19 protein-coding genes and 2 pseudogenes are annotated in these 18,082 nt (G+C 74.3%); 10 read left to right on the top strand and 11 right to left on the bottom strand.

What is annotated here, in order from left to right; genetic code table 11:
• Positions 1-19: 19 nt before the first annotated feature.
• The 7 genes and pseudogenes from AFB00_RS35655 to ddaH all read right to left on the bottom strand — a co-directional run bounded on the left by AFB00_RS35655 (position 20) and on the right by ddaH (position 7,268).
• Positions 20-1,270, bottom strand: coding sequence for a hypothetical protein (locus tag AFB00_RS35655; RefSeq protein ID WP_156819534.1), 1,251 nt, complete (start codon positions 1,268-1,270; stop codon positions 20-22).
• Positions 1,270-2,281, bottom strand: a pseudogene (locus AFB00_RS14255) (Ppx/GppA phosphatase family protein). Before AFB00_RS14255 ends, AFB00_RS35655 begins: the two are co-directional and overlap by 1 nt.
• 48 nt (positions 2,282-2,329) lie before the next feature.
• Positions 2,330-3,019, bottom strand: a complete 690-nt coding sequence (locus tag AFB00_RS14250) for a response regulator transcription factor (protein WP_068797639.1) — start codon at positions 3,017-3,019, stop codon at positions 2,330-2,332.
• A gap of 1 nt (position 3,020) precedes the next feature.
• Positions 3,021-4,268 (bottom strand): sensor histidine kinase, encoded by a 1,248-nt coding sequence (locus tag AFB00_RS14245; RefSeq protein WP_068797638.1) that lies wholly within the window; start codon positions 4,266-4,268, stop codon positions 3,021-3,023.
• A gap of 142 nt (positions 4,269-4,410) precedes the next feature.
• Positions 4,411-5,145, bottom strand: coding sequence for a phosphoglyceromutase (locus AFB00_RS14240; protein WP_068797637.1), 735 nt, complete (start codon positions 5,143-5,145; stop codon positions 4,411-4,413).
• 30 nt (positions 5,146-5,175) lie between these two features.
• Entirely contained in the window at positions 5,176-6,414 is a 1,239-nt protein-coding gene (rocD, locus tag AFB00_RS14235; protein ID WP_068797636.1) for an ornithine--oxo-acid transaminase, read from the bottom strand.
• On the bottom strand, positions 6,411-7,268 hold the full coding sequence (ddaH, locus tag AFB00_RS14230; RefSeq protein WP_068797635.1) for a dimethylargininase: 858 nt from the start codon (positions 7,266-7,268) through the stop codon (positions 6,411-6,413). Before ddaH ends, rocD begins: the two co-directional genes overlap by 4 nt.
• 100 nt (positions 7,269-7,368) lie before the next feature.
• Between ddaH and AFB00_RS14225 the strand changes: the two genes are divergently transcribed.
• Both AFB00_RS14225 and AFB00_RS14220 read left to right on the top strand, forming a co-directional pair.
• Positions 7,369-7,809, top strand: a complete 441-nt coding sequence (locus AFB00_RS14225; RefSeq protein ID WP_335726573.1) for an Lrp/AsnC family transcriptional regulator — start codon at positions 7,369-7,371, stop codon at positions 7,807-7,809.
• A gap of 58 nt (positions 7,810-7,867) precedes the next feature.
• Entirely contained in the window at positions 7,868-8,371 is a 504-nt protein-coding gene (locus AFB00_RS14220; RefSeq protein WP_068797634.1) for a VOC family protein, read from the top strand.
• Positions 8,372-8,381: 10 nt separating this feature from the next.
• On the opposite strand, the gene AFB00_RS14215 is transcribed toward AFB00_RS14220, so the two are convergent.
• The 3 genes and pseudogenes from AFB00_RS14215 to AFB00_RS31890 form a co-directional block, all read right to left on the bottom strand.
• Positions 8,382-9,146 carry a GntR family transcriptional regulator gene (locus tag AFB00_RS14215; RefSeq protein ID WP_068797633.1) on the bottom strand — a complete coding sequence of 255 codons (765 nt, stop codon included), beginning with the start codon at positions 9,144-9,146 and terminating at the stop codon, positions 8,382-8,384.
• Positions 9,147-9,541: 395 nt separating this feature from the next.
• A complete protein-coding gene (locus tag AFB00_RS14210) occupies positions 9,542-10,597 on the bottom strand; it encodes an IS110 family transposase (RefSeq protein WP_231973946.1) in 1,056 nt (351 codons plus the stop codon).
• A gap of 134 nt (positions 10,598-10,731) precedes the next feature.
• Positions 10,732-11,629: pseudogene (locus tag AFB00_RS31890) on the bottom strand (IS5 family transposase).
• A gap of 106 nt (positions 11,630-11,735) precedes the next feature.
• Between AFB00_RS31890 and AFB00_RS14195 the strand changes: the two are divergent.
• From AFB00_RS14195 to AFB00_RS14170, 6 genes are all read left to right on the top strand, one after another.
• Positions 11,736-12,218, top strand: coding sequence for a hypothetical protein (locus AFB00_RS14195; RefSeq protein WP_156819533.1), 483 nt, complete (start codon positions 11,736-11,738; stop codon positions 12,216-12,218).
• Positions 12,211-12,525, top strand: a complete 315-nt coding sequence (locus tag AFB00_RS14190; protein WP_068797631.1) for a transcriptional regulator — start codon at positions 12,211-12,213, stop codon at positions 12,523-12,525. The genes AFB00_RS14195 and AFB00_RS14190 overlap by 8 nt, the downstream gene beginning before the upstream one ends.
• Before the next feature lie 91 nt (positions 12,526-12,616).
• Positions 12,617-13,105 carry a carboxymuconolactone decarboxylase family protein gene (locus AFB00_RS14185; RefSeq protein ID WP_068797630.1) on the top strand — a complete coding sequence of 163 codons (489 nt, stop codon included), beginning with the start codon at positions 12,617-12,619 and terminating at the stop codon, positions 13,103-13,105.
• Positions 13,102-14,040, top strand: a complete 939-nt coding sequence (locus tag AFB00_RS14180) for an RNA polymerase sigma-70 factor (RefSeq protein WP_068797629.1) — start codon at positions 13,102-13,104, stop codon at positions 14,038-14,040. Before AFB00_RS14185 ends, AFB00_RS14180 begins: the two co-directional genes overlap by 4 nt.
• 267 nt (positions 14,041-14,307) lie before the next feature.
• The gene (locus AFB00_RS14175; protein WP_068797628.1) at positions 14,308-15,603 is read left to right on the top strand and encodes an alpha/beta hydrolase family protein; all 1,296 of its coding nucleotides are present in this window, start codon (positions 14,308-14,310) and stop codon (positions 15,601-15,603) included.
• A 137-nt stretch (positions 15,604-15,740) separates the two neighbouring features.
• Positions 15,741-16,187 (top strand): HIT family protein, encoded by a 447-nt coding sequence (locus AFB00_RS14170; protein ID WP_231974385.1) that lies wholly within the window; start codon positions 15,741-15,743, stop codon positions 16,185-16,187.
• A gap of 10 nt (positions 16,188-16,197) precedes the next feature.
• Here the strand turns inward: AFB00_RS14170 and AFB00_RS14165 are convergent, their stop codons facing one another.
• Entirely contained in the window at positions 16,198-16,839 is a 642-nt protein-coding gene (locus AFB00_RS14165; RefSeq protein WP_068797627.1) for a LysE family translocator, read from the bottom strand.
• 295 nt (positions 16,840-17,134) lie between these two features.
• On the opposite strand from AFB00_RS14165, the gene AFB00_RS14160 reads away from it, so the two are divergent.
• Complete coding sequence (locus AFB00_RS14160) at positions 17,135-17,419, top strand: anthrone oxygenase family protein (protein WP_068797626.1); 285 nt, start codon at positions 17,135-17,137, stop codon at positions 17,417-17,419.
• Positions 17,398-18,027, top strand: coding sequence for a nucleotidyltransferase family protein (locus AFB00_RS14155; RefSeq protein WP_231974384.1), 630 nt, complete (start codon positions 17,398-17,400; stop codon positions 18,025-18,027). Before AFB00_RS14160 ends, AFB00_RS14155 begins: the two co-directional genes overlap by 22 nt.
• Positions 18,028-18,082: the final 55 nt, after the last annotated feature.

Here is an 18,082-nt window from a genome sequence, read left to right as displayed (position 1 = left end):
GCCGCGCCGTCGCCCATCGTTACCGGTCCAGCAACACCAGGATCGCCGGGGACACCGTGAGCAGCAGCCCGACCAGCACCGCGAACAGCGTGGTGCGCAGCTCGTCGTTGCGCAGCAGGGCCCGGACGCCGAGGACCAGCCCGACCGTCAGGACGACGGCGAGCGCCAGCGCGACGATCGGGTAGGAGAACCACAGGAACCGGAACAGCACCCAGATCCCGGCCCCGGCGAGCGCGCCGCCGATCCACTGGGCGATCACGACCGCCCAGGCCTGACCGGTCCCGGCGGCACCCGCGGAGTCCGCGGCGTCGTCCAGCCCGGCCGGTGGCTCGGCCTCGTCCCGGCCGCGCCTGCGGGCACCGCGGCCGCGCGGGGCGTCGTCCTCGACGGCGCCGTTCTCCAGCTCGCCGTGGTCCTCGTAGTCGTCGAGGTCCGGGGACCCCGGGCGGGCCGGCGGGGCGCTCAGGACACCGGTACGGCCGCCGTCGAAGCCGGGACCGTGCTCCCGGCCGTCCTCGGCGTAGGCGTCGTCGTACGGGTCGTAGGTGCCGGTCGGCGGACCGTCGTCGGCGTAGCCACCGCGCGCCGGGGCGTCGTCGGCGTAGGCGTCGTACGGGTCGTAGGCGCCGGTGGGCGGGCCGCCGTCGTCGGTCAGGGGCGGGGCCCCGAACTGGGTGGGCGGGCCGTCGTCGGCCACCGCGGGGCGGTGGGCGTTCATCCGGCTGGTCGGGATCTCGTCCGGGGAGTCACCGCCGTACGGGCCCGGGCCGGGCGGGGGCGGCGGGGGCGCCTGCCGGGGCGGGGCGGGCGGACGGCCGTTGGGCGTGAACGCCTGCGGCGGGTAGCCGTCGGGGGCACCGCCGTAGGGCGCGCCGTTGGGCTGGGGTGCGCCGTTCGGGTACGGCCCGCCGTTCGGATGCGGGGCACCGTTCGGATGCGGCGCGCCGTTGGGGGCGTAGCCGTTCGGGGCGCCGTTCGGGGCGTTGCCGTTCGGGACGTACGGGCCGCCGTCCGGCTCGCCGCCCGGGTACGGCCGCCGGGCCGGGAACGAGGGGTGCTCGCCCGGCGCGGGCGCCGGCGGGCGCTCCGCGGTGCGGCGGGGATCGGCGGGCGCTTCGGGGACCCGGCCGGCGACGGGCGACGGGGCACCCGCCGGACCGTCGTCGTCGGCCGCACGCCTGCGACGGCGCCGACCCGTCTGGGAGCCGCCGTTGGCGGCCAGTAGTTCGGCGACCGTCCGCTGACGCGGCTCTGGGCTGTCCACACTCATCACGTCCACCGTGCCCTGTGCGTTGTCAAGGGTCCAAGCCCATCCCCGGGAGCGTGCGCCGAGCGGTCGCTCCCGTTCGTTCCGTCGAGCATGTCGAAGCGACGGAGGATCACGCCCTCGCGCAACGCCCACGGGCAGATGTCGAGTTCGTCGACGCCGAGGACGTCCATCGCGGCCTGCGCCACGACCGTCCCGGCGACGAGCTGGTGGGCCCGGCTGGGGCTCACGCCGTCGAGCTCGGCCAGGTCGGGGCCGGACATCCGGGTCACGAAACCGGACAGCTGGCGCAGCCCCTGCGCGGTCAGCCGGCGCGGTGCCCGGGGACCGGCCCCGGACGGTGCGGCCCCGGTGAGCCGGGCCAGCGTGCGGAAGGTCTTCGACGTCGCGACCGCCCGGTCCGGGCGCCCGGCCTCGCGCAGCCGGGCCGCGACCGGTTCGAGCTCGGCACGGACCCGCTCGGCGAGCGCCGTGACCTCCGAGCGCGGCGGCGGGTCGGCGGTGAACGCCTCCCGGGTCAGCCGGCCGGCGCCCAGCGGGACCGAGGCGGCGACGTACGGCGTCTCGTCCCGGCCGATGGCCAGCTCCAGCGAGCCGCCGCCGATGTCGAGGACCAGCAACCGCCCCGCGGACCAGCCGCACCACCGGCGGACGGCGAAGAAGGTCCACCGGGCCTCGTCCTCGCCGGGCAGCACCTCCAGCGCCACCCCGGTCTCACGCTGGACGAGCGCCAGCACGTCCGCGGAGTTGGTGGCGTCGCGCAGCGCCGAGGTGGCGAACGCGATCAGGTCGTCGCACCCGGAACCGCGGGCGATGTCCCTGGCCCGGTGCACGCTCTCCAGCAGGGCCTTGATCCCGACGCTGGTGAGCGCACCCCCCCCCCGCGTCGAGGTGCTCGGCCAGCCGCAGCTGGTCCTTGTCCGAGGACATCGGCTTCGGGTGCGCACCGCGGTGCGCATCCACCACCAGGAGGTGGACGGTGTTGGACCCCACGTCGAGGACGGCCAGGCGCACGACCCCAGGTTACCGAGGCGTTATCGACGCGCGGGCAACCCCTTCGGGTCACACGTCGAACTTGTACCCGAGACCACGCACCGTGACGAGGTGCCGCGGGGTGGACGGGTCGCCCTCCACCTTGGACCGCAGCCGCTTGACGTGGACGTCGAGGGTCTTGGTGTCCCCCACGTAGTCCGCGCCCCACACCCGGTCGATGAGCTGGGCCCTGGTGAGCACCCGGCCGACGTTGCGGAGCAGGTACTCCAGCAGGTCGAACTCCTTGAGCGGGAGGGCGACGTCGTCACCGTTCACCGACACGACGTGCCGCTCGACGTCCATCCGGACCGGACCGGCCTCCAGCACCCCGGCCCCGCCCTCGGTCTCGCCGGCCGGCTCGCCGCCGCGGCGCAGCACGGCGCGGACCCGGGCGATCAGCTCCCGGGCCGAGTACGGCTTGGTGACGTAGTCGTCGGCACCGAGCTCCAGCCCGACCACCTTGTCGATCTCGCTGTCCCGGGCCGTCACCATGATCACCGGGACGGCCGAGCGGGAGCGCAGCGCCTTGCAGACGTCGGTGCCGCTCATGCCGGGGAGCATGAGGTCGAGCAGCACGATGTCGGCACCGTTGCGGTCGAACTCCGACAGCGCGTCGTTGCCGTTCGCGGCGACGGCCGTCGTGAAGCCCTCCTTGCGCAGCATGAACGCGAGCGGGTCGGCGAAGGACTCCTCGTCCTCCACGATCAGCACCCTGGTCATCTCATCCTCCGGTTCTCGCGGTCACCGGCGGCGCCTGCTCCGGCACCGCCCGCCGCTCGGTCGGACCCCCGACGCCCAGCCGGGCGGGGAGCCGCATCGTGAAGGTCGATCCGGTGCCCGGGCGGCTCCACAGCCGCACCTCGCCACCGTGGTTCGCGCAGACGTGCTTGACGATCGCCAGGCCCAGCCCGGTCCCGCCGGTGGCCCGCGACCGCGCGGGATCGACCCGGAAGAACCGCTCGAACACCCGCTGCTGGTGCTCGGGGGCGATGCCGATCCCGCGGTCGGTGACGGCGATCTCGACCGAGCCCCCGGCGGCCCGGCGGCTCACCGACACCGACGAGTCCGCGGGCGAGTACGCGATCGCGTTCTCGACCAGGTTCGTCAGCGCCGTCACGAGCAGCGTCCGGTCACCGTCGACGACCAGGCCGGACGGCCCGTCGGCGGCGATCTCGACGGCGCCCGACTCGGCCGAGTTGCGGCTGCGCGACAGCGCCTCGGCCACGACGTCGTCGACCCCGACCGCGGCCAGCTCGGGGAGCCGCTCGGCGCCGGTCAGCCGGGACAGCGCGATCAGCTCCGAGACCAGGTTGCCCATCCGGGTCGCCTCGCGCAGCAGCTTCTCGCCGAACCGCCGGACCTCCGCCGCGTCGGCCTCGGACCCGGCCGCCGGCGCCATGCCGTCCAGCGAGTCGAGCAGCGCCTCGGCCAGCAGCGCGACCGCGCCGACCGGCGTCTTCAGCTCGTGGCTGACGTTCGCGACGAAGTCCCGCCGGGTGGCCTCCAGCCGGGCGACCTCGGAGGTGTCGACGGCCTCGACCAGGGTGAACCCGGCGCCGAGCGGCCGGATCCTGGCCTGCACCGCGACCGGGCCGCGCGGGGTCCGGTCCAGCGGTGAGAGATCGACCTCGAGCTGCTCCTCGCCGGGGCCCACGCGCTGGCAGGCGGCCCAGGCGCGGGGGTCGAGCCGGTCGTCGGTGACGGCGCCGAGCGCGGCGGCCCGCGGGTTGTGCAGCAGCACGTCCCCACCGGCCCCGACCACCGCGAGCCCGGACGACGAGTGGTGGAACGTGCGGTGCAGCAGCTCGCCGAGGGTGGGCGAGCCGGCGTCGGCGCCGTCGGCCGGGGGACGGTCGGCGGTGCCGGGACGATCGGGGTGGGCGGGCGACGGTCGTCGCGCCAGCGCGACCCCGGCCAGCAGGCCCAGGCCGAGCGCGACGACGGCGATCAGCCACGCGAGCGTGGTCACGGGGGCATGGTAGGCAAGCGGGGGTGCCCTCTGGCCAGCGCCGGAGCCCGGATGGTGACGCCCGCGACCCGTCCGCGCGACACTGTTCCGCCCGCGTTCACCGCGGGTTCACCACCGGGCCCCGGACGGGCGACCCCGGGCCTCAGCGACCCTGGTTCGCCACTCCGGCGATCGCCGCCTCGGCCGCGGCCGGGTCGAGGTAGCGCCCGCCCGGTGTCGTCGGCGCCAGCGCGTCGTCGAGGTCGTAGACCAGCGGGATACCGGTGGGGATGTTCAGGCCGGCGATGTCGGCGTCGGAGATCCCGTCCAGGTACTTGACCAGCGCGCGCAGCGAGTTGCCGTGCGCGGCGAGCAGCACCGTCGCGCCGGCCCGCAGGTCCGGGATCACGGCCTCCTCCCAGTACGGGAGGAACCGGGCGACGACGTCGGCCAGGCACTCGGTCAGCGGGGCGTCGATCCCGGCGTAGCGCGGGTCGGCGTCCTGGGAGAACTCCGACCCCTTCTCGATGTGCGGCGGCGGGGTGTCGTAGGAGCGGCGCCAGAGCATGAACTGCTCCTCGCCGTAGGCCTCCAGGGTCTGCTTCTTGTCCTTGCCCTGCAGCGCGCCGTAGTGACGCTCGTTGAGCCGCCAGTCCCGCTTCACCGGGATCCAGTGCCGGTCGGCGGCGTCCAGCGCGATGTTGGCGGTGGAGATCGCCCGGCGCAGCAGCGAGGTGTGGACGACGTCCGGGGCGATCCCCGACGCCGCGAGCAGCTCGCCACCGCGGCGGGCCTCCTGCTCGCCCTGCTCGGACAGCGGGACGTCCACCCAGCCGGTGAAGAGGTTCTTGGCGTTCCAGTCGCTCTGACCGTGGCGCAGCAACACGAGGGTCGGCATGCCCCCAGCCTGCCATCGCCCGCCGCAGGGTCAGGGGGCCAGGTGCTCGAGGGTGGCGCCCAGGGTGTCCACGAGCAGGTCGACCTCCTCGCGGGTGACGACCAGCGGCGGGGACAGGCGGACCGTGCTGCCGTGCGTCTCCTTCGCCAGGACCCCGCGCCGGGCCAGTTCCACGCACACCTCCCGGCCGGTCCCGACCGCCGGGTCGACGTCGACGCCGAACCACAGCCCGGCCCCCCGGACGGCGGTCAGCCCCGGCAGCCCGGCCAGCCGCTCACCGGCGCGGCGCCCGAGGTCGCGGGCCGCGGCCTGCAGCTCCCCGGTGCCGAGCAGCCCGCACACCGCGGACCCGACGGCGGCGGCGAGCGGGTTCCCGCCGAACGTCGAACCGTGTTCCCCGGGCCGCAGCACGCCGAGCACGTCCCGCCGCCCGACCACGGCGCTCACCGGCAGCACGCCGCCGCCGAGTGCCTTGCCGAGGGTGTAGAGGTCGGCCCGGACACCGGACAGGTCGCTGCACAGCGTGGCCCCGGCCCGGCCGAGCCCGGACTGGATCTCGTCGCAGACCAGCAGCACGTCGCGCTCCGCGGTGAGCCTGCGCACCTCGGCCAGGTACCCCTCCGGCGGGACGATCACCCCGGCCTCGCCCTGCACCGGTTCGAGGAGCACGGCGACCGTGTCCTCGGTGAGCGCGGCGGCCAGCGCGGCGGCGTCGCCGTAGGGCACCCGGTCGAAGCCGGGGGTGAACGGCCCGAAGTCGGTACGGGCGTCCGGGTCGTCGGAGAAGGAGACGACCGTCGTCGTCCGGCCGTGGAAGTTCCCCCCGGCGACGACGATCCGGGCCGCCCCGGGCCGCACGCCGCGGACCCGGTAGCCCCAGGCCCGCGCGACCTTGATCGCGGACTCCACGGCCTCGGCGCCGGTGTTCATCGGGAGCACCGCCTCGGTGCCGGTCAGCTCGGCGAGCTGCTGCTGGAACCCGGGCAGCCGGTCGTTGTGGAAGGCCCGCGCGGTCAGCGTGAGCGACTCCAGCTGCCGGTGCGCGGCCTCGACCAGCACCGGGTGGCGGTGGCCGAAGTTCAACGCGGAGTAGCCGGCGAGGGCGTCGAGGTAGCGGCGGCCGTCGACGTCGGTGACCCACGCCCCCGTGCCCTCGCTCAGCACCACCGGCAGCGGTGCGTAGTTGGCGGTGCCGAACCGGTCGGCGAGCGCGATCGCGTCGCCGGTGCGTCCGGAGAGCCCGGTGCGTCCGGGGAAGGTGGCGGTCACGGGGCCTCCCGCAGTTCGAGGGTGCAGCACTTGATCCCGCCGCCACCGCGGCGGAGCTCGGAGGTGTCGACGCCGACGGTGCCGTACCCGCGCTCGGCCAGTGCGGCCGCGAAGCGGGCCGCCTGCGGCGCGTGGACGACGGTCCGGCCGTCGGAGAAGCAGTTCAGGCCCAGCACGGCCGCGTCGTCGTCGCCGACGGTGACCGCGTCCGGGAACCGGTCGCGCAGCACCTCCCGCGACGCGGCGTCGAACGCCGCGGGGAGGTAGGCGACGGAGCCGGGCCCGCCCGCCGGGTCGAGGACGGCGAACGCCGTGTCGAGGTGGTAGTAGCGCGGATCGACCAGGCGCAGCGACACCACGTCGCGGCCCAGCACCGCGGCCGCCTCGGCGTGCGCTGCCGGGTCGGTCCGGAACCCGGTCCCGGCGTAGATCGTGTCCCCGACCAGCAGCAGGTCACCCTCGCCCTCGTTGACGGCCGCGGCCTCGTGCACGTCCAGGCCGGCCGTGCGGAACCAGGCCGCGTACGCGGGCGCCTCGGCGGCGCGCTCCGGGTACCGGAAGCGGGCGGTCCAGGCGATCCCGTCGACGACCGTGCCGCCGTTCGCGGCGTAGACCATGTCCGGCGAGCCGGGCAGCGGGTCGACCAGCCGGACGTCGAAGCCCAGCTCGCGGTAGACCGCGTGCAGGTCCTGCCACTGGCGCACCGCCAGCGGGGTGTCGGTGTGCTGCTCGGGGCGCATCCACGGGTTGATCCGGTAGCTCACGGTGAAGTGGGTCGGACGGCACATGAGCACCGACGGCACCCGGGCCGGGCGAGCGGCCACGGGGAGCGGTTGGACGAGCTCGACGGTCATGTCATCAGCATGCTGCGCACCCTGCCTGCGTTTCCCGGCATCGTGCGCAGGATTCGTGCGTCTTTACCGGCGTCCGTGCACGGATCTAGCATCGGACGCCGTGGACGGGATCGACGCGACCGACCGGAAGCTGCTGGACCTGCTGCGGGTCGACGGCCGGGCCGGCTGGGCCGAGCTGGCGGAGCGGGTGGGGCTGTCCGCGTCCGCGGTGCGCCGCCGGGTGGACCGGCTCACCACCCGCGGGGTGATCACCGGGTTCACCGTGCAGGTGGACCCGGAGGTCGAGGACGGCCCCGGGGTCGAGGCCTACGTCGAGCTGTTCTGCCGCGGCACGGTCGCCCCGGCCGAGCTGCAGCGGATGCTGTCGGCGGTCCCGGAGGTGGTCACCGCGGGCACCGTCACCGGCGAGGCCGACGCGCTGGTCCTGCTGCGCTCACGGGACGTCCGTTCGCTGGAGGACGCCCTGGAACGGCTCCGGATGGCGGCGAACGTCGACCACACGCGCTCGGCCGTCGTCCTCACCCGGCTCGTCACCCGTTGAACCCGGGGTCGCCGCGGCGTACGCTTTAGATGAGAGTTCAACTAATCCGGGAGCGACCATGCCCGTCCAGCGCCTCAACCACGCCGTCCTCTACGTCCGCGACGTCGCGCGCAGCGTCGCGTTCTACGCCGACACGCTCGGCTTCCGGGTGGTCACCGAGATCCCCGGTGGCCGAGGCGCCTTCCTGCAGGCGGCGGGCTCGTCCAACGACCACGACCTCGCGCTGTTCGCCGTCGGGGAGCAGGCCGGGCCGTCCCTCGCCGGGCGCGGCACGGTCGGGCTCTACCACCTGGCCTGGGAGGTCGACACCCTCGCCGAGCTGGCCCGGATCGCCGACCGGCTGCGGGCCGCCGGGGCGCTGGCCGGTGCGTCGGACCACGGGAGCACCAAGGCCCTCTACGCCCACGACCCGGACGGGCTGGAGTTCGAGGTCTGCTGGCTGGTCCCGGCCGCCCTGCTCGACGGGACCGGCATGACGACCGCCGCGCTGGACCTGGACGCCGAGATCGCCCGCTACGGCGCGGACACCCGCGGCGGGCTGGGCGTGTCGGTCCCCGCCTGACCCGCCGGGATCACACCGGCTCGGACAGGTCCACCCGGTAGCCGGTCCGGGACGAGAAGCGTGCGGTGACCGAGAACCGGTCCCCGCGGACCAGGGTGTGCCGCCACTCGACCGGACGGTCGCCGGCCAGACCGAGCCGCTCGATGGACAGCGCGGCGACGCCGTCGTCGATCCCCAGCAGCTCGCGCTCGCCGCGGGAGGGGAACACGGCCCGGATGTTCTCGTTGCCGCCGTCGACCCGGATCCCGCAGCGGCGCCGGTACTCCGGGTACAGACCGGTGTTGGAGAAGTCGACATCGAGCAGCGGGCCCGCGAGGTCGTGCGGCAGCCACACCCGGTCGACGGCGAGCGGCTCGGCGTCGGCGAGCCGCAGCCGCTCCAGGTGCACCAGCGGCGTCGACTCCTCCAGGCCCATCCGGGCGGCGATCACCCCGTCCGCCCGCACCTCGAAGATGCGCACGACGCTGCGCTGGGTCCGCCCGGCCGCCTCGACCGCGACGTAGAGCGAGTACGGCTCGTCCAGCGGCTGTTCGATCTCGGCGCCGGCGCTCGGCCGCGACACCCGCCCGCGGCTGGCGACGACCGCGCCGTCCTCCCGCATCCGGCGCAGCGCCTCGCGGACGGTGTAGCGGCTCACCGAGTACTCCGCCGCGAGCGCGAACTCACCGGGCAGCGCGCGGGCGAACTCGCCGTCGTCGAGCCGGCGGCGCAGATCGGTCAGCAGCTGCTGCCACAGCGGCGTCCCGTCGCCGCGCACCAGCGTCCGCCCGCCCATCGCCGTACCCCTGTCCTCGCCCGTGCACCGCCCCGGCGCACGGAGCACCACCCTAGGCGAGGCCACAGCTGATATGGAGGTCACTTCTGTCAAGTGGGCAGGGGTGATCGGCCCCTCGATATCTGGTATCGGGGCTGCTCAGGGCGGTTGTGGGCCCGACGGGGCCGGGTGGGTGGAGGCGTGTCGGCTCGACGCGCGGTCAGACTGATATACGCGGGTTGGTCACCGCATGACCGGGTGTTCGTCGGGAGCGTTCCGCGAGTCTAGGGGCGAGCGTCGCCTCGTCCCGAGCTGATCGGGGCTGAGCTGCTCATAGCTGTATCGCGGGTCGCTCCTCGCGCTGCCTGCATCCTCTCCCGACTCCCGCCGGGGTCTGTGGCGGCCGAGCCAGAGGCTCAGCCGGTTCTCGCTGCGGCCGTTTCCTCGAGGGTGGCCAGGCTCCAGCACCAGCCGGCGAGCTCGCGGGCGACCGCGACGACAGCCACGGTCGGTCGCTTGTTGCGGTGGTCCAAGCGGGTCCAGCGCTGGTGCAGGCGCCGGTTCCCGGCGTCGGCGCGGTCGCGGACCACGGCGGGTTGCCCATCGGCGCGTCGGGCCCGTTCCCGGCTCGGGCGCAGCGGGCGGCGGTGGTGCCAGGCCGCTTCGACCAGCAGCCGCCGGGCATGCGAGTTACCGGTCTTGGTGATCCCGCCCTGGACCCGCCGCGACCCGGAGGAGAACTCCGAGGGCACCAGCCCGAGGTAGGAGCCGATGGTGGCGCCGGTGAACCGGTGCCAGTCGGCGACCTCGACGCACAGCCCGGTCGCGGTCAGCGTCGAGACGCCCCGCAGACACGACAGCCGCCCGACCGGCCCGGCCAACACCGGGTCGCTGGCGGCCATCTCGACGATCGCAGCGTCGAGCCGAGCCCGGCGGGCATGGACGGTGAACACCGCATCCAGGGCCTCGTCGAAGGCGAGCTGGACACCGCGCCGGTCGAAGTGGTGACTGCGCAGCCAGACCTCGTGCGCGGCGGTCCAGGCGGTGTTGTCCCAGACCAGGCCCTGGCGCAGCAGCAGCTTGGAGAGACGGTGGCGGGCCCGCATCAGGTCGCTGCGGCAGTCCTCGCGAGCCCGGACCAGGTCCCGGGCGGCTTCTTCGGCCTCGGTCGGGACCCGCACCCCGGGGACCTCACCGATCCGCAGCAACCGCGCCAGCCGCTCCGCGTCGCGCCGGTCGGTCTTGACCTTGTCCCCGGACGGTCGCTCGATCTTCGACGGCGCCACGACCTCGCAGGCCACACCCGCGGCCCGCAGCGCCCGCGCCAGCCCGAATCCGGTCGGGCCGGCCTCGTAGCAGGCCATCACCGGACCGGGCTGCGCACGCACCCACTCCACGATCTGCTCAGTCCGCGCCCCGATCCGCTGCGTCCGGATCTCAGCTGCACTCTCCTCGATCGCGCAACCGATCACTGATCGCGCATGGACGTCCAACCCGACCCACGTACCCTCGCCCGACACCGGCGCCTCCCCGTAAATGCGGCACCGTCACCCAACGACGGCGACCCGCGCCAACTTACGAGCGGAGGCGCCGGCCTCCATACGGTCTAGGGTGTGTCTCCCAATGCGCGGAGCCAGGTGACGATCGCCTTCAGGACGGCGCCGCCGCGGAAGGTCAGGGCGAGCTTGTCGTAACGGGTGGCCAGCCCGCGCCACTGCTTGACGTGGCAGAACCCGCACTCGACGACGTTGCGGTTTCGGTAGTCGACCGGATCGAATGCGGGCGGTCGGCCACCGCGTGAGCCCCGTCGTTTGCGGTGTCCCTGCTGGTCAGAGGGCTCCGGAATGACAGCGATGATCCGGCGCTCGCGCAGGTGCCGGCGGATCGCGCGTGAGGAGTAGGCCTTGTCCGCGCGCACGCGTTCAGGCCGGGTCCGGGGTCGTCCCGGGCCCGGTCGGGCGATGCTCAGGCGCGCCATCAGGTGCGGAAACATTGGCGAGTCGCCGCCCTGGCCGGGGCCGAGGAGGACCACCAGCGGGCGGCCGTGCCCGTCAACGAGCTGGTGGATCTTCGTCGACAGCCCTCCGCGGGACCGTCCCAGCGCGTGATCTGCTGGTTCGGCGAGCAGATTCGTGTAGTTCGATCCGGCCCCCTGTGTCGCGCTTGAGGGTCGCGGCGTGCTGGTGGGCACGGATGATCGTGGAGTCCACGCTGACCGCCCACCCGAGCACCTCGGCGGCGTCGGCCTCGACCAGAAGAGCAGCCAGGATGTGGTCCCAGGTGCCGTCGCCGCTGTAGCGGCGGTGCCGCTTCCACAACGTCTGCCACGGCCCGAACTCGGCTGGGACGTCGCGCCAGGGAAGCCCGCACCGATACCGGTAGATGATCCCCTCGAGCACCCGGCGGTCATCGCGGAACGGGCGCCCGCGACGACCCTCGGAGGAGGGCAACAGCGGCGCCAGACGGGCCCACTGGGCATCAGTCAGGACAGCGGTACGCGGCACCGATCAAGCATCGCGCACCCCGCTCCGCCTATCTGGGAGACACGCCCTAAGTGCCCGGCCGGAAAGTCGTGTGGTACTACTTTCCCGAACCGCAAGGAGGTCACCCATGGGGCAGCAGCCCACTCCACAGCCCACCCCGCAGGACGCCGCGCGAGACGTGGCCGAGGTCGACGCGGCCCGGATCGCCGTCGGGGCCGCCGAGAGCCGGGGCCTGCCGATCATGCTCGCGGCCACGGGGGTCCTCACGTTCCTCGACTTCGCCGCGAAGGACGAGATCGCCAGCCCACGCCGGCGCCGGCTGGTCACCGGGATCATCCAGACGGCGATCGCCGGGATCGGGATGCTCGAGGCCCGCGCCAACCCGGTCAACCCGTTCGCGATCGCGCCCGTCCCGCAGCCCGCGGCGTTCGGCCGGTACACCGCGGTCGCGGCCGGCTGGTACGCCGATGAGCGACTGGCCGTGCACCTGCTGCGGCGCAGCCGGCTGTCCCGGCCCAACACCGTCGCGGGTGCCCTGCTCGCCGTCTCCCGGCCGGTCGGCACCCTGGTCGCCATCCGGATGATGCCGCGGGTGGACGACCGTGCCTGAGCCCGCCGACACCCGGCTGGTCCCGCTGCTGCTGGACCCGACCCGGCTGCGGATCGCCGCCACGCTCGTCGCGGCCGGTAAGGTCGAGTTCGGGTTCATCCGGGACCGGGTCGGGCTCAGCGACTCGGCACTGTCCAAGCAGCTCAAGGCGCTGGCGGCGGCCGGGCTGCTGACCTCGGACCGGGAGCCGACCGGCGCGGCGCGGCGGACCTGGATCCGGCTGACCGAACAGGGGCGCGAGCAGGTCGGCGCGCACGTCGTCGCGCTGCGGGAGATCGCCGCCGGCGCCCCGGCGGACGAGGGCTGAGACCCGGGTCACCCCGCCGGCCCGTCACAGGCGTCGCGGTCGTCTCGTCCACCGGGTGTACGCGCCCGATCCGCGACCGAGGGAGCACGCCATGACCGCCCGAATCGACTACCTCACCGAGCCGACCGCCGTCCCGTTCGTCGAGCACGTCATGGGACTCGGTGCGGCCCTGAAGCGCTCGTCGCTGCCGCCGGTGACGCAGGAGCTGGTGGCGCTGCGCGTCAGCCAGATCAACGGCTGCGCGCCGTGCCTCGGCATGCACACCGCGGCGGCGGCCGCGGCCGGGGAGACACCGGTGCGGCTCGCCCTGCTGGCGGCCTGGCGCGAGGCCACGGTCTTCACCCCGGCCGAGCGGGCCGCCCTGGAGATCGCCGAACAGGGCACCCGGATCGCCGACGGCGCGACGGGCGTCTCCGACGACGCCTGGGCGGACGCGGCCGCGCACCACGACGACGCGCAGCTCACCGCACTGGTCACCCTGGTCTCGTTCCTGAACGCGGTGAACCGGCTGAACGTCCTCACCGCCCGGCCGGCGGACGGTGACCTGCCGGCCCGGTTCCGGCCGGCGGCGCACGCATGAGCGACGACGACGACCGGGCCGCCGAGTTCGCGGAGCTGCGTCCGCTGCTGTTCTCGATCGCCTACCGGATCCTGGGCAGCGTCGCGGAGGCGGAGGACGCGGTGCAGGAGTCCTGGCTGCGCTTCGCCCGGACCCCGGCCGCGCCGGAGTCGGTGCGGGCGTACCTGTCCACCACGGTCAGCCGGATCGCGATCGACGTGCTGCGCTCGGCGCGGGTGCGGCGCGAGGAGTACCCGGGACCGTGGTTCCCTGAGCCCCTGCTCGCCGACCCCTACCAGGACCCGGAGCGGGCGCTGGAGCTGTCCGACTCGGTGTCGATGGCCGCGCTGCTGCTGCTCGAACGGCTCAGCCCGCTGGAACGGGTGGTGTTCGTGCTGCGGGACGTGTTCGCCTTCGGCTACGCCGAGATCGCCACGACGACCGGCCGCTCCGAGGCCGCCTGCCGCCAGCTCCTGGTCCGGGCCCGGGCGCACATGCGCGCCGACCGGCCCAGGTTCGAACCCGGCCCCCGGGAGCGCGACGAGCTCGCCACCCGGTTCTTCGCCGCGCTGTCCGACGGCGACGTCGGCGGCCTGCGTGACCTGCTGGCCGCCGAGGTGACGATGTCCGGTGACGGCGGCGGCAAGGCCCCGCAGTTCGCCCGGACGCTCGTCGGCGCCGACCGGGTCGCGCGCCTGCTGGCCTCGGCGTTCCCGCGGATGGCGGGCGCCGGCGTCGTCCGGGAACGCCACGAGGTCAACGGCCGGCCGGGCGCGGTCCTCCGGGACCGCGCCGGCCGGGTGCTGACGGTGCTGGTGCTCGAGGTCGCCGACGGGCGGATCACCGCCGTCCGCTCGGTCCTCAACCCCGACAAGCTGGGCCACCTCGGCCCGGTCGGCGACGCCTGGGCGGTGCACCGGGAGATCGTCGGATCGGGCCGGCCCACCCCGAACTGAGATCGTTCACAGGGGAATGTCGCTAGTGTCCGGATCGATGTCACCGACCGTCACGCTCGTCCGCCGCGCCGTGCGCACTCGTCCGTCCGGGTGCGCGCCATCCGATCAGGTGCCCGGCCACCGGGGCACCCGGCCTGCCCGCGCGGGCGGCGTGACCGATCGTGCAGCGGATCGTCGTCCGGATCACTGTGCACGGCCGGTCGAGTCGCTACGATCCGCACGTTCGTGTGTCGTCAAGGACCCGCGGTGACCGGAGGTGACGGGCGTATGAGCAGGTGGCCGAAGGTCGCCGCGACGCTCGGGAGTCTGTCCGTGCTCGCCGCGCTCGCGCCGCTGGCGCTCGACGGCGCACCGGCCGCCGTCGAACCATCCTCGCGGGCCGCGGACAGCCTGTCGGTGCAGCCCGCCGCCTGGACCCGCCCGGCCCAGGAACAGCAGGAGCAGCGGGAACAGGAGCAGGACACCGACGAGAGCAGCACCCAGGGCGGATCGGCCGCACCCGACCCGCTCGTGCTGGACGACGGCACCGCCGTGGACAGCGTCGAGACCTGGGAGAACGTCCGTCGCCCGGAACTGCTGGAGGCGTTCCAGGACAACGTCTACGGGCGCACCCTGCCCGAGCCCACCGACATGAGCTTCGACACCGCCGCCGGTGGCGGTGCGAACAGCAAGAAGGTCACGATCAACGTGACCGGCCCCGAGGGATCCGGCAGCTTCACGCTGCGACTGTTCCTGCCGGAGTCCGAGCCCAAGGGCACCTTCCTGCTGATCGACCACCGCGGTTCGGTGGGCGACGACGCCGGGGCCTCGTCCGGGTACGCGCCGGTGTCCACGGTCCTCGAGTCGGGCTACGCGTTCGCCGCGCTGAACGCCGAGGAGGTCGCGCCCGACGACAGCGGCAGCTTCCGCGACGGCGTGATCAACCTGTTCCATCCGGCCGGGCAGGAGCTGCCCGCCGACGCCGGGCGCGCGGTCAGCGCGTGGGCCTGGGGCGCCAGCCGGGCGATGGACTACCTGGAGACCGATCCCGACGTCGACCCGGCCAAGGTCGCGGTGATCGGGCACTCCCGCGGTGGCAAGGCCGCGCTCTGGGCGGGTGCCCAGGACACCCGGTTCCCGGTCGTCATCTCGAACAACTCCGGGTCCACCGGGGCCAAGCTCGCCAGCCGGGACGGCAGCGGCGAGTCGATCGCCGCGATCAACGACCAGTTCCCGCACTGGTTCCCGGAGACCTACAAGGAGTTCGCGGGCAACGCGGACGCGCTGCCGGTGGAGCAGAACGAGCTGCTGTCGCTCATCGCCCCCGGGCGGGTCGTCGTCGCCAGCGCCACCGAGGACGGCACCGCCGACCCGCAGGGCGAGTTCCTCTCCTACCTCGGTGCCGCACCGGTCTACGAGCTGTACGGGCTGGGCGACACCGGCCTGTCCTCGACGAGCTGGCCGCCGACGACCGGCGAGAGCTTCCGCGGCCCGGCGATGAGCTACCACCTGCGGCCCGGCGGTCACGGCCTGGAGGACGCCGACTGGGAGATGTACCTGGGCGGGAACCTCTTCAAGCGCTGACGGCCCGTCAGACGACCGGATCCGCCAGCACCTCGCCGAGCACCCGTTCCTGCACCGGGTCCGGCGAGGACAGGCCGAGTCTCACGCCCCGTGCTGCGGGCGTCGTGGGCATTTCCCGCCTGGCAGGATCGCAGGCTGTGTCCTGCGACGCGTGCGACCTCATGACCGGGAAGACGCCGCTGCCCGGCGGACGGATCCACGGGACCGCGCACTGGGTGGTCGAGCACTGCGTCGGACCGCTCGGGCTCGGCACGCTCGTCGTCAAACCGCGGCGGCACGTCACCTCGGTCGCCGACACCACCGACGCCGAGGCCACCGAGCTGGGCCCGCTGCTCCGCCGCACGGCGCGGATCGCCCGTGACCTCACCGGGGCCGAGCAAGTCTACGTGTGCCTGTGGTCGCACGCCGGCGGGGAGCCCGGGCACATCCACCACGTCGTCCAGCCGGTCACCCGCGACCGGATCGACGGCCATGACGGGCGCTACGGCCCGGCGCTGCAGGTGGAGATGTTCCGGCGCGGAGAGATCCCCGATCCCGGCGACGTCGAGCGGGTCGCCGGACGGGCCCGGGAACTGTTCGGCTGACGGCCGCGGTTCAGGACGAGGCGGGCGCCGGGCTCAGCGCGGTCCGGACCGCGAACCCGCCGAGGACGCTGCCCGCCACCCAGCGCTGCACCGTCATCGCCCGCGGCCGGGCGGCCAGGAATCCCGACACGGAGGCCGCCGTGAGGACGATCAGCCCGTTCACCGTGACGGCGACGACGATCTGCACCCCGCCGAGCTGCACGAGCTGTCCCCAGGCCGACCCGTCGGCCGGACGGACGAACTGGGGCAGCAACGCCGCGTACATCAGCGCGATCTTGGGGTTCAGCAGGTTGGTGAGCAGGCCCATGCCGAACAGCCGGGCGTCCGACACCGCCGCGAGGTCGCGGGCCTCGAACGGCGACCGGCCACCCGGGCGGAGCATCTGCCAGGCCAGCCAGGCCAGGTACAGCGCCCCGGCGACCTTCACCGTGGTGTAGGCGGCCGGGACGGCGGCGAACAGCGCGGAGAGCCCGGCGGCCGCGGCGAGCAGGTAGCAGACGAACCCGAGCGCGGTCCCGGCCAGCGAGACGAGCCCGGCGCGGCGGCCCTGGGAGATCGCGCGCGAGGCCAGGTAGATCATGTTCGGGCCCGGGGTGAGGACCATGCCGAGTGCGATGACGGCGACGCCGAGGACTGCGGTCGGCTCGATCACGGCGGTGGCTCCCTCACGGTCGGTTCCGTGCCGGAGCCAAGCACGCGGACGCCGGGGACCGACAGCGATGTCGGCCGGGCCCGCGGTGCCAGACTGACGCGATGCCCGCAGCGTCCGAACGTGTCCTCGCGGTGGCCCGCCTGAGCCACGCGCAGTGGTTCTCCGTGACCCTCTACGAGGCGGTCGCCGGCGTCCCGGACCGGCTCGCCGACGAGCACGACGCCCCCGGCCGTCCCGGCGTGGCCCGCTCGGCCCGGGGAGCCCGGCGCGCTACCACCTCCCCACCCTGCCGCTGGTGCTCGGCTCGGCGCTGGGCACCGCGGCGACGGCGGGGCGCGACGCCGGACGGCGGCGGACGGTCACCGTCGCGACCGTGTCGTCGCTCGGCGCGACGGCGATCACCGGGTACCTCGTCCGGGCCGTCAACCTGCGGTTGCTGGACGACGGCCCGCCGCTCGCCCCGGACGAGCGCCGGCGGCTGCTCGGGCGGTGGTACACGCTGAACCGGATCCGGCTGGTCCTGCTCGCCGTCGCGACGCTCGGGTACGAGCGGGCGGCGTGGAACCGGCGGTCCCGGTGAGGCCGGCCGAACAGCGCGACCGGTTCGTCGACGCGGTACTCGCCAACCCGGTCAACGCGGCGATCCTGGAACGCGGCGACGAGCTCGGCGCCGGCGACTGGTGGCTGACCGGCGGCGCCGTGTTCCAGACCGTCTGGAACGTCCTGACCGGACGGGACCCCGCCGCCGGGATCGCGGACTACGACTTCTTCTACTTCGACGACGCCGATCTCAGCTGGTCCGCCGAGGACCGGGTGATCCGCCGGGCGGCGGAGCTGTTCGCCGATCTCGACGGCGTCGTCGAGGTGCGCAACGAGGCCCGGGTGCACCTCTGGTACGAGGCACACTTCGGCCGTCCGGCACCGCGGTTCACCTCCGCCACGGACGCGATCGACCACTTCGTCGCCGTCGTGTGCTGCTACGGCGTGCGCCGCACCCCGGCCGGTGACGTCGCCGTGCACGCGCCGCACGGCTTCGACGACCTGTTCGGGATGCGGGTGCGCCCGAACCCGGTGCTGGCGCCACGGTCGGTCTACGAGGCCAAGGCCCGGCGCTGGGCGTCGGTGTGGCCGGAGCTGGACGTGCAGCCGTGGCCGGCCGGGGACGCGTGTGCCGATGCCGCCCGGTGACGGCACGGGCCCGCAGGCCCTGCTCCGGGCCGGGCGTCGTCGCACGCCTCGGCCG

It is taken from the genome of Pseudonocardia sp. HH130630-07 (assembly GCF_001698125.1).
GTDB lineage: Bacteria > Actinomycetota > Actinomycetes > Mycobacteriales > Pseudonocardiaceae > Pseudonocardia.
This window is presented reverse-complemented; position numbering and strand designations above follow the sequence as displayed.

Bases quoted from the DNA above. Each gene is read 5' to 3' on its own strand.
- AFB00_RS35655 (WP_156819534.1), bottom strand. From the start codon at position 1,270: ATGAGTGTGGACAGCCCAGAGCCGCGTCAGCGGACGGTCGCCGAACTA.
- AFB00_RS14250 (WP_068797639.1), bottom strand. From the start codon at position 3,019: ATGACCAGGGTGCTGATCGTGGAGGACGAGGAGTCCTTCGCCGACCCG.
- AFB00_RS14240 (WP_068797637.1), bottom strand. From the start codon at position 5,145: ATGCCGACCCTCGTGTTGCTGCGCCACGGTCAGAGCGACTGGAACGCC.
- ddaH (WP_068797635.1), bottom strand. From the start codon at position 7,268: ATGACCGTCGAGCTCGTCCAACCGCTCCCCGTGGCCGCTCGCCCGGCC.
- AFB00_RS14220 (WP_068797634.1), top strand. From the start codon at position 7,868: ATGCCCGTCCAGCGCCTCAACCACGCCGTCCTCTACGTCCGCGACGTC.
- AFB00_RS14215 (WP_068797633.1), bottom strand. From the start codon at position 9,146: ATGGGCGGGCGGACGCTGGTGCGCGGCGACGGGACGCCGCTGTGGCAG.
- AFB00_RS14195 (WP_156819533.1), top strand. From the start codon at position 11,736: ATGGGGCAGCAGCCCACTCCACAGCCCACCCCGCAGGACGCCGCGCGA.
- AFB00_RS14185 (WP_068797630.1), top strand. From the start codon at position 12,617: ATGACCGCCCGAATCGACTACCTCACCGAGCCGACCGCCGTCCCGTTC.
- AFB00_RS14180 (WP_068797629.1), top strand. From the start codon at position 13,102: ATGAGCGACGACGACGACCGGGCCGCCGAGTTCGCGGAGCTGCGTCCG.
- AFB00_RS14175 (WP_068797628.1), top strand. From the start codon at position 14,308: ATGAGCAGGTGGCCGAAGGTCGCCGCGACGCTCGGGAGTCTGTCCGTG.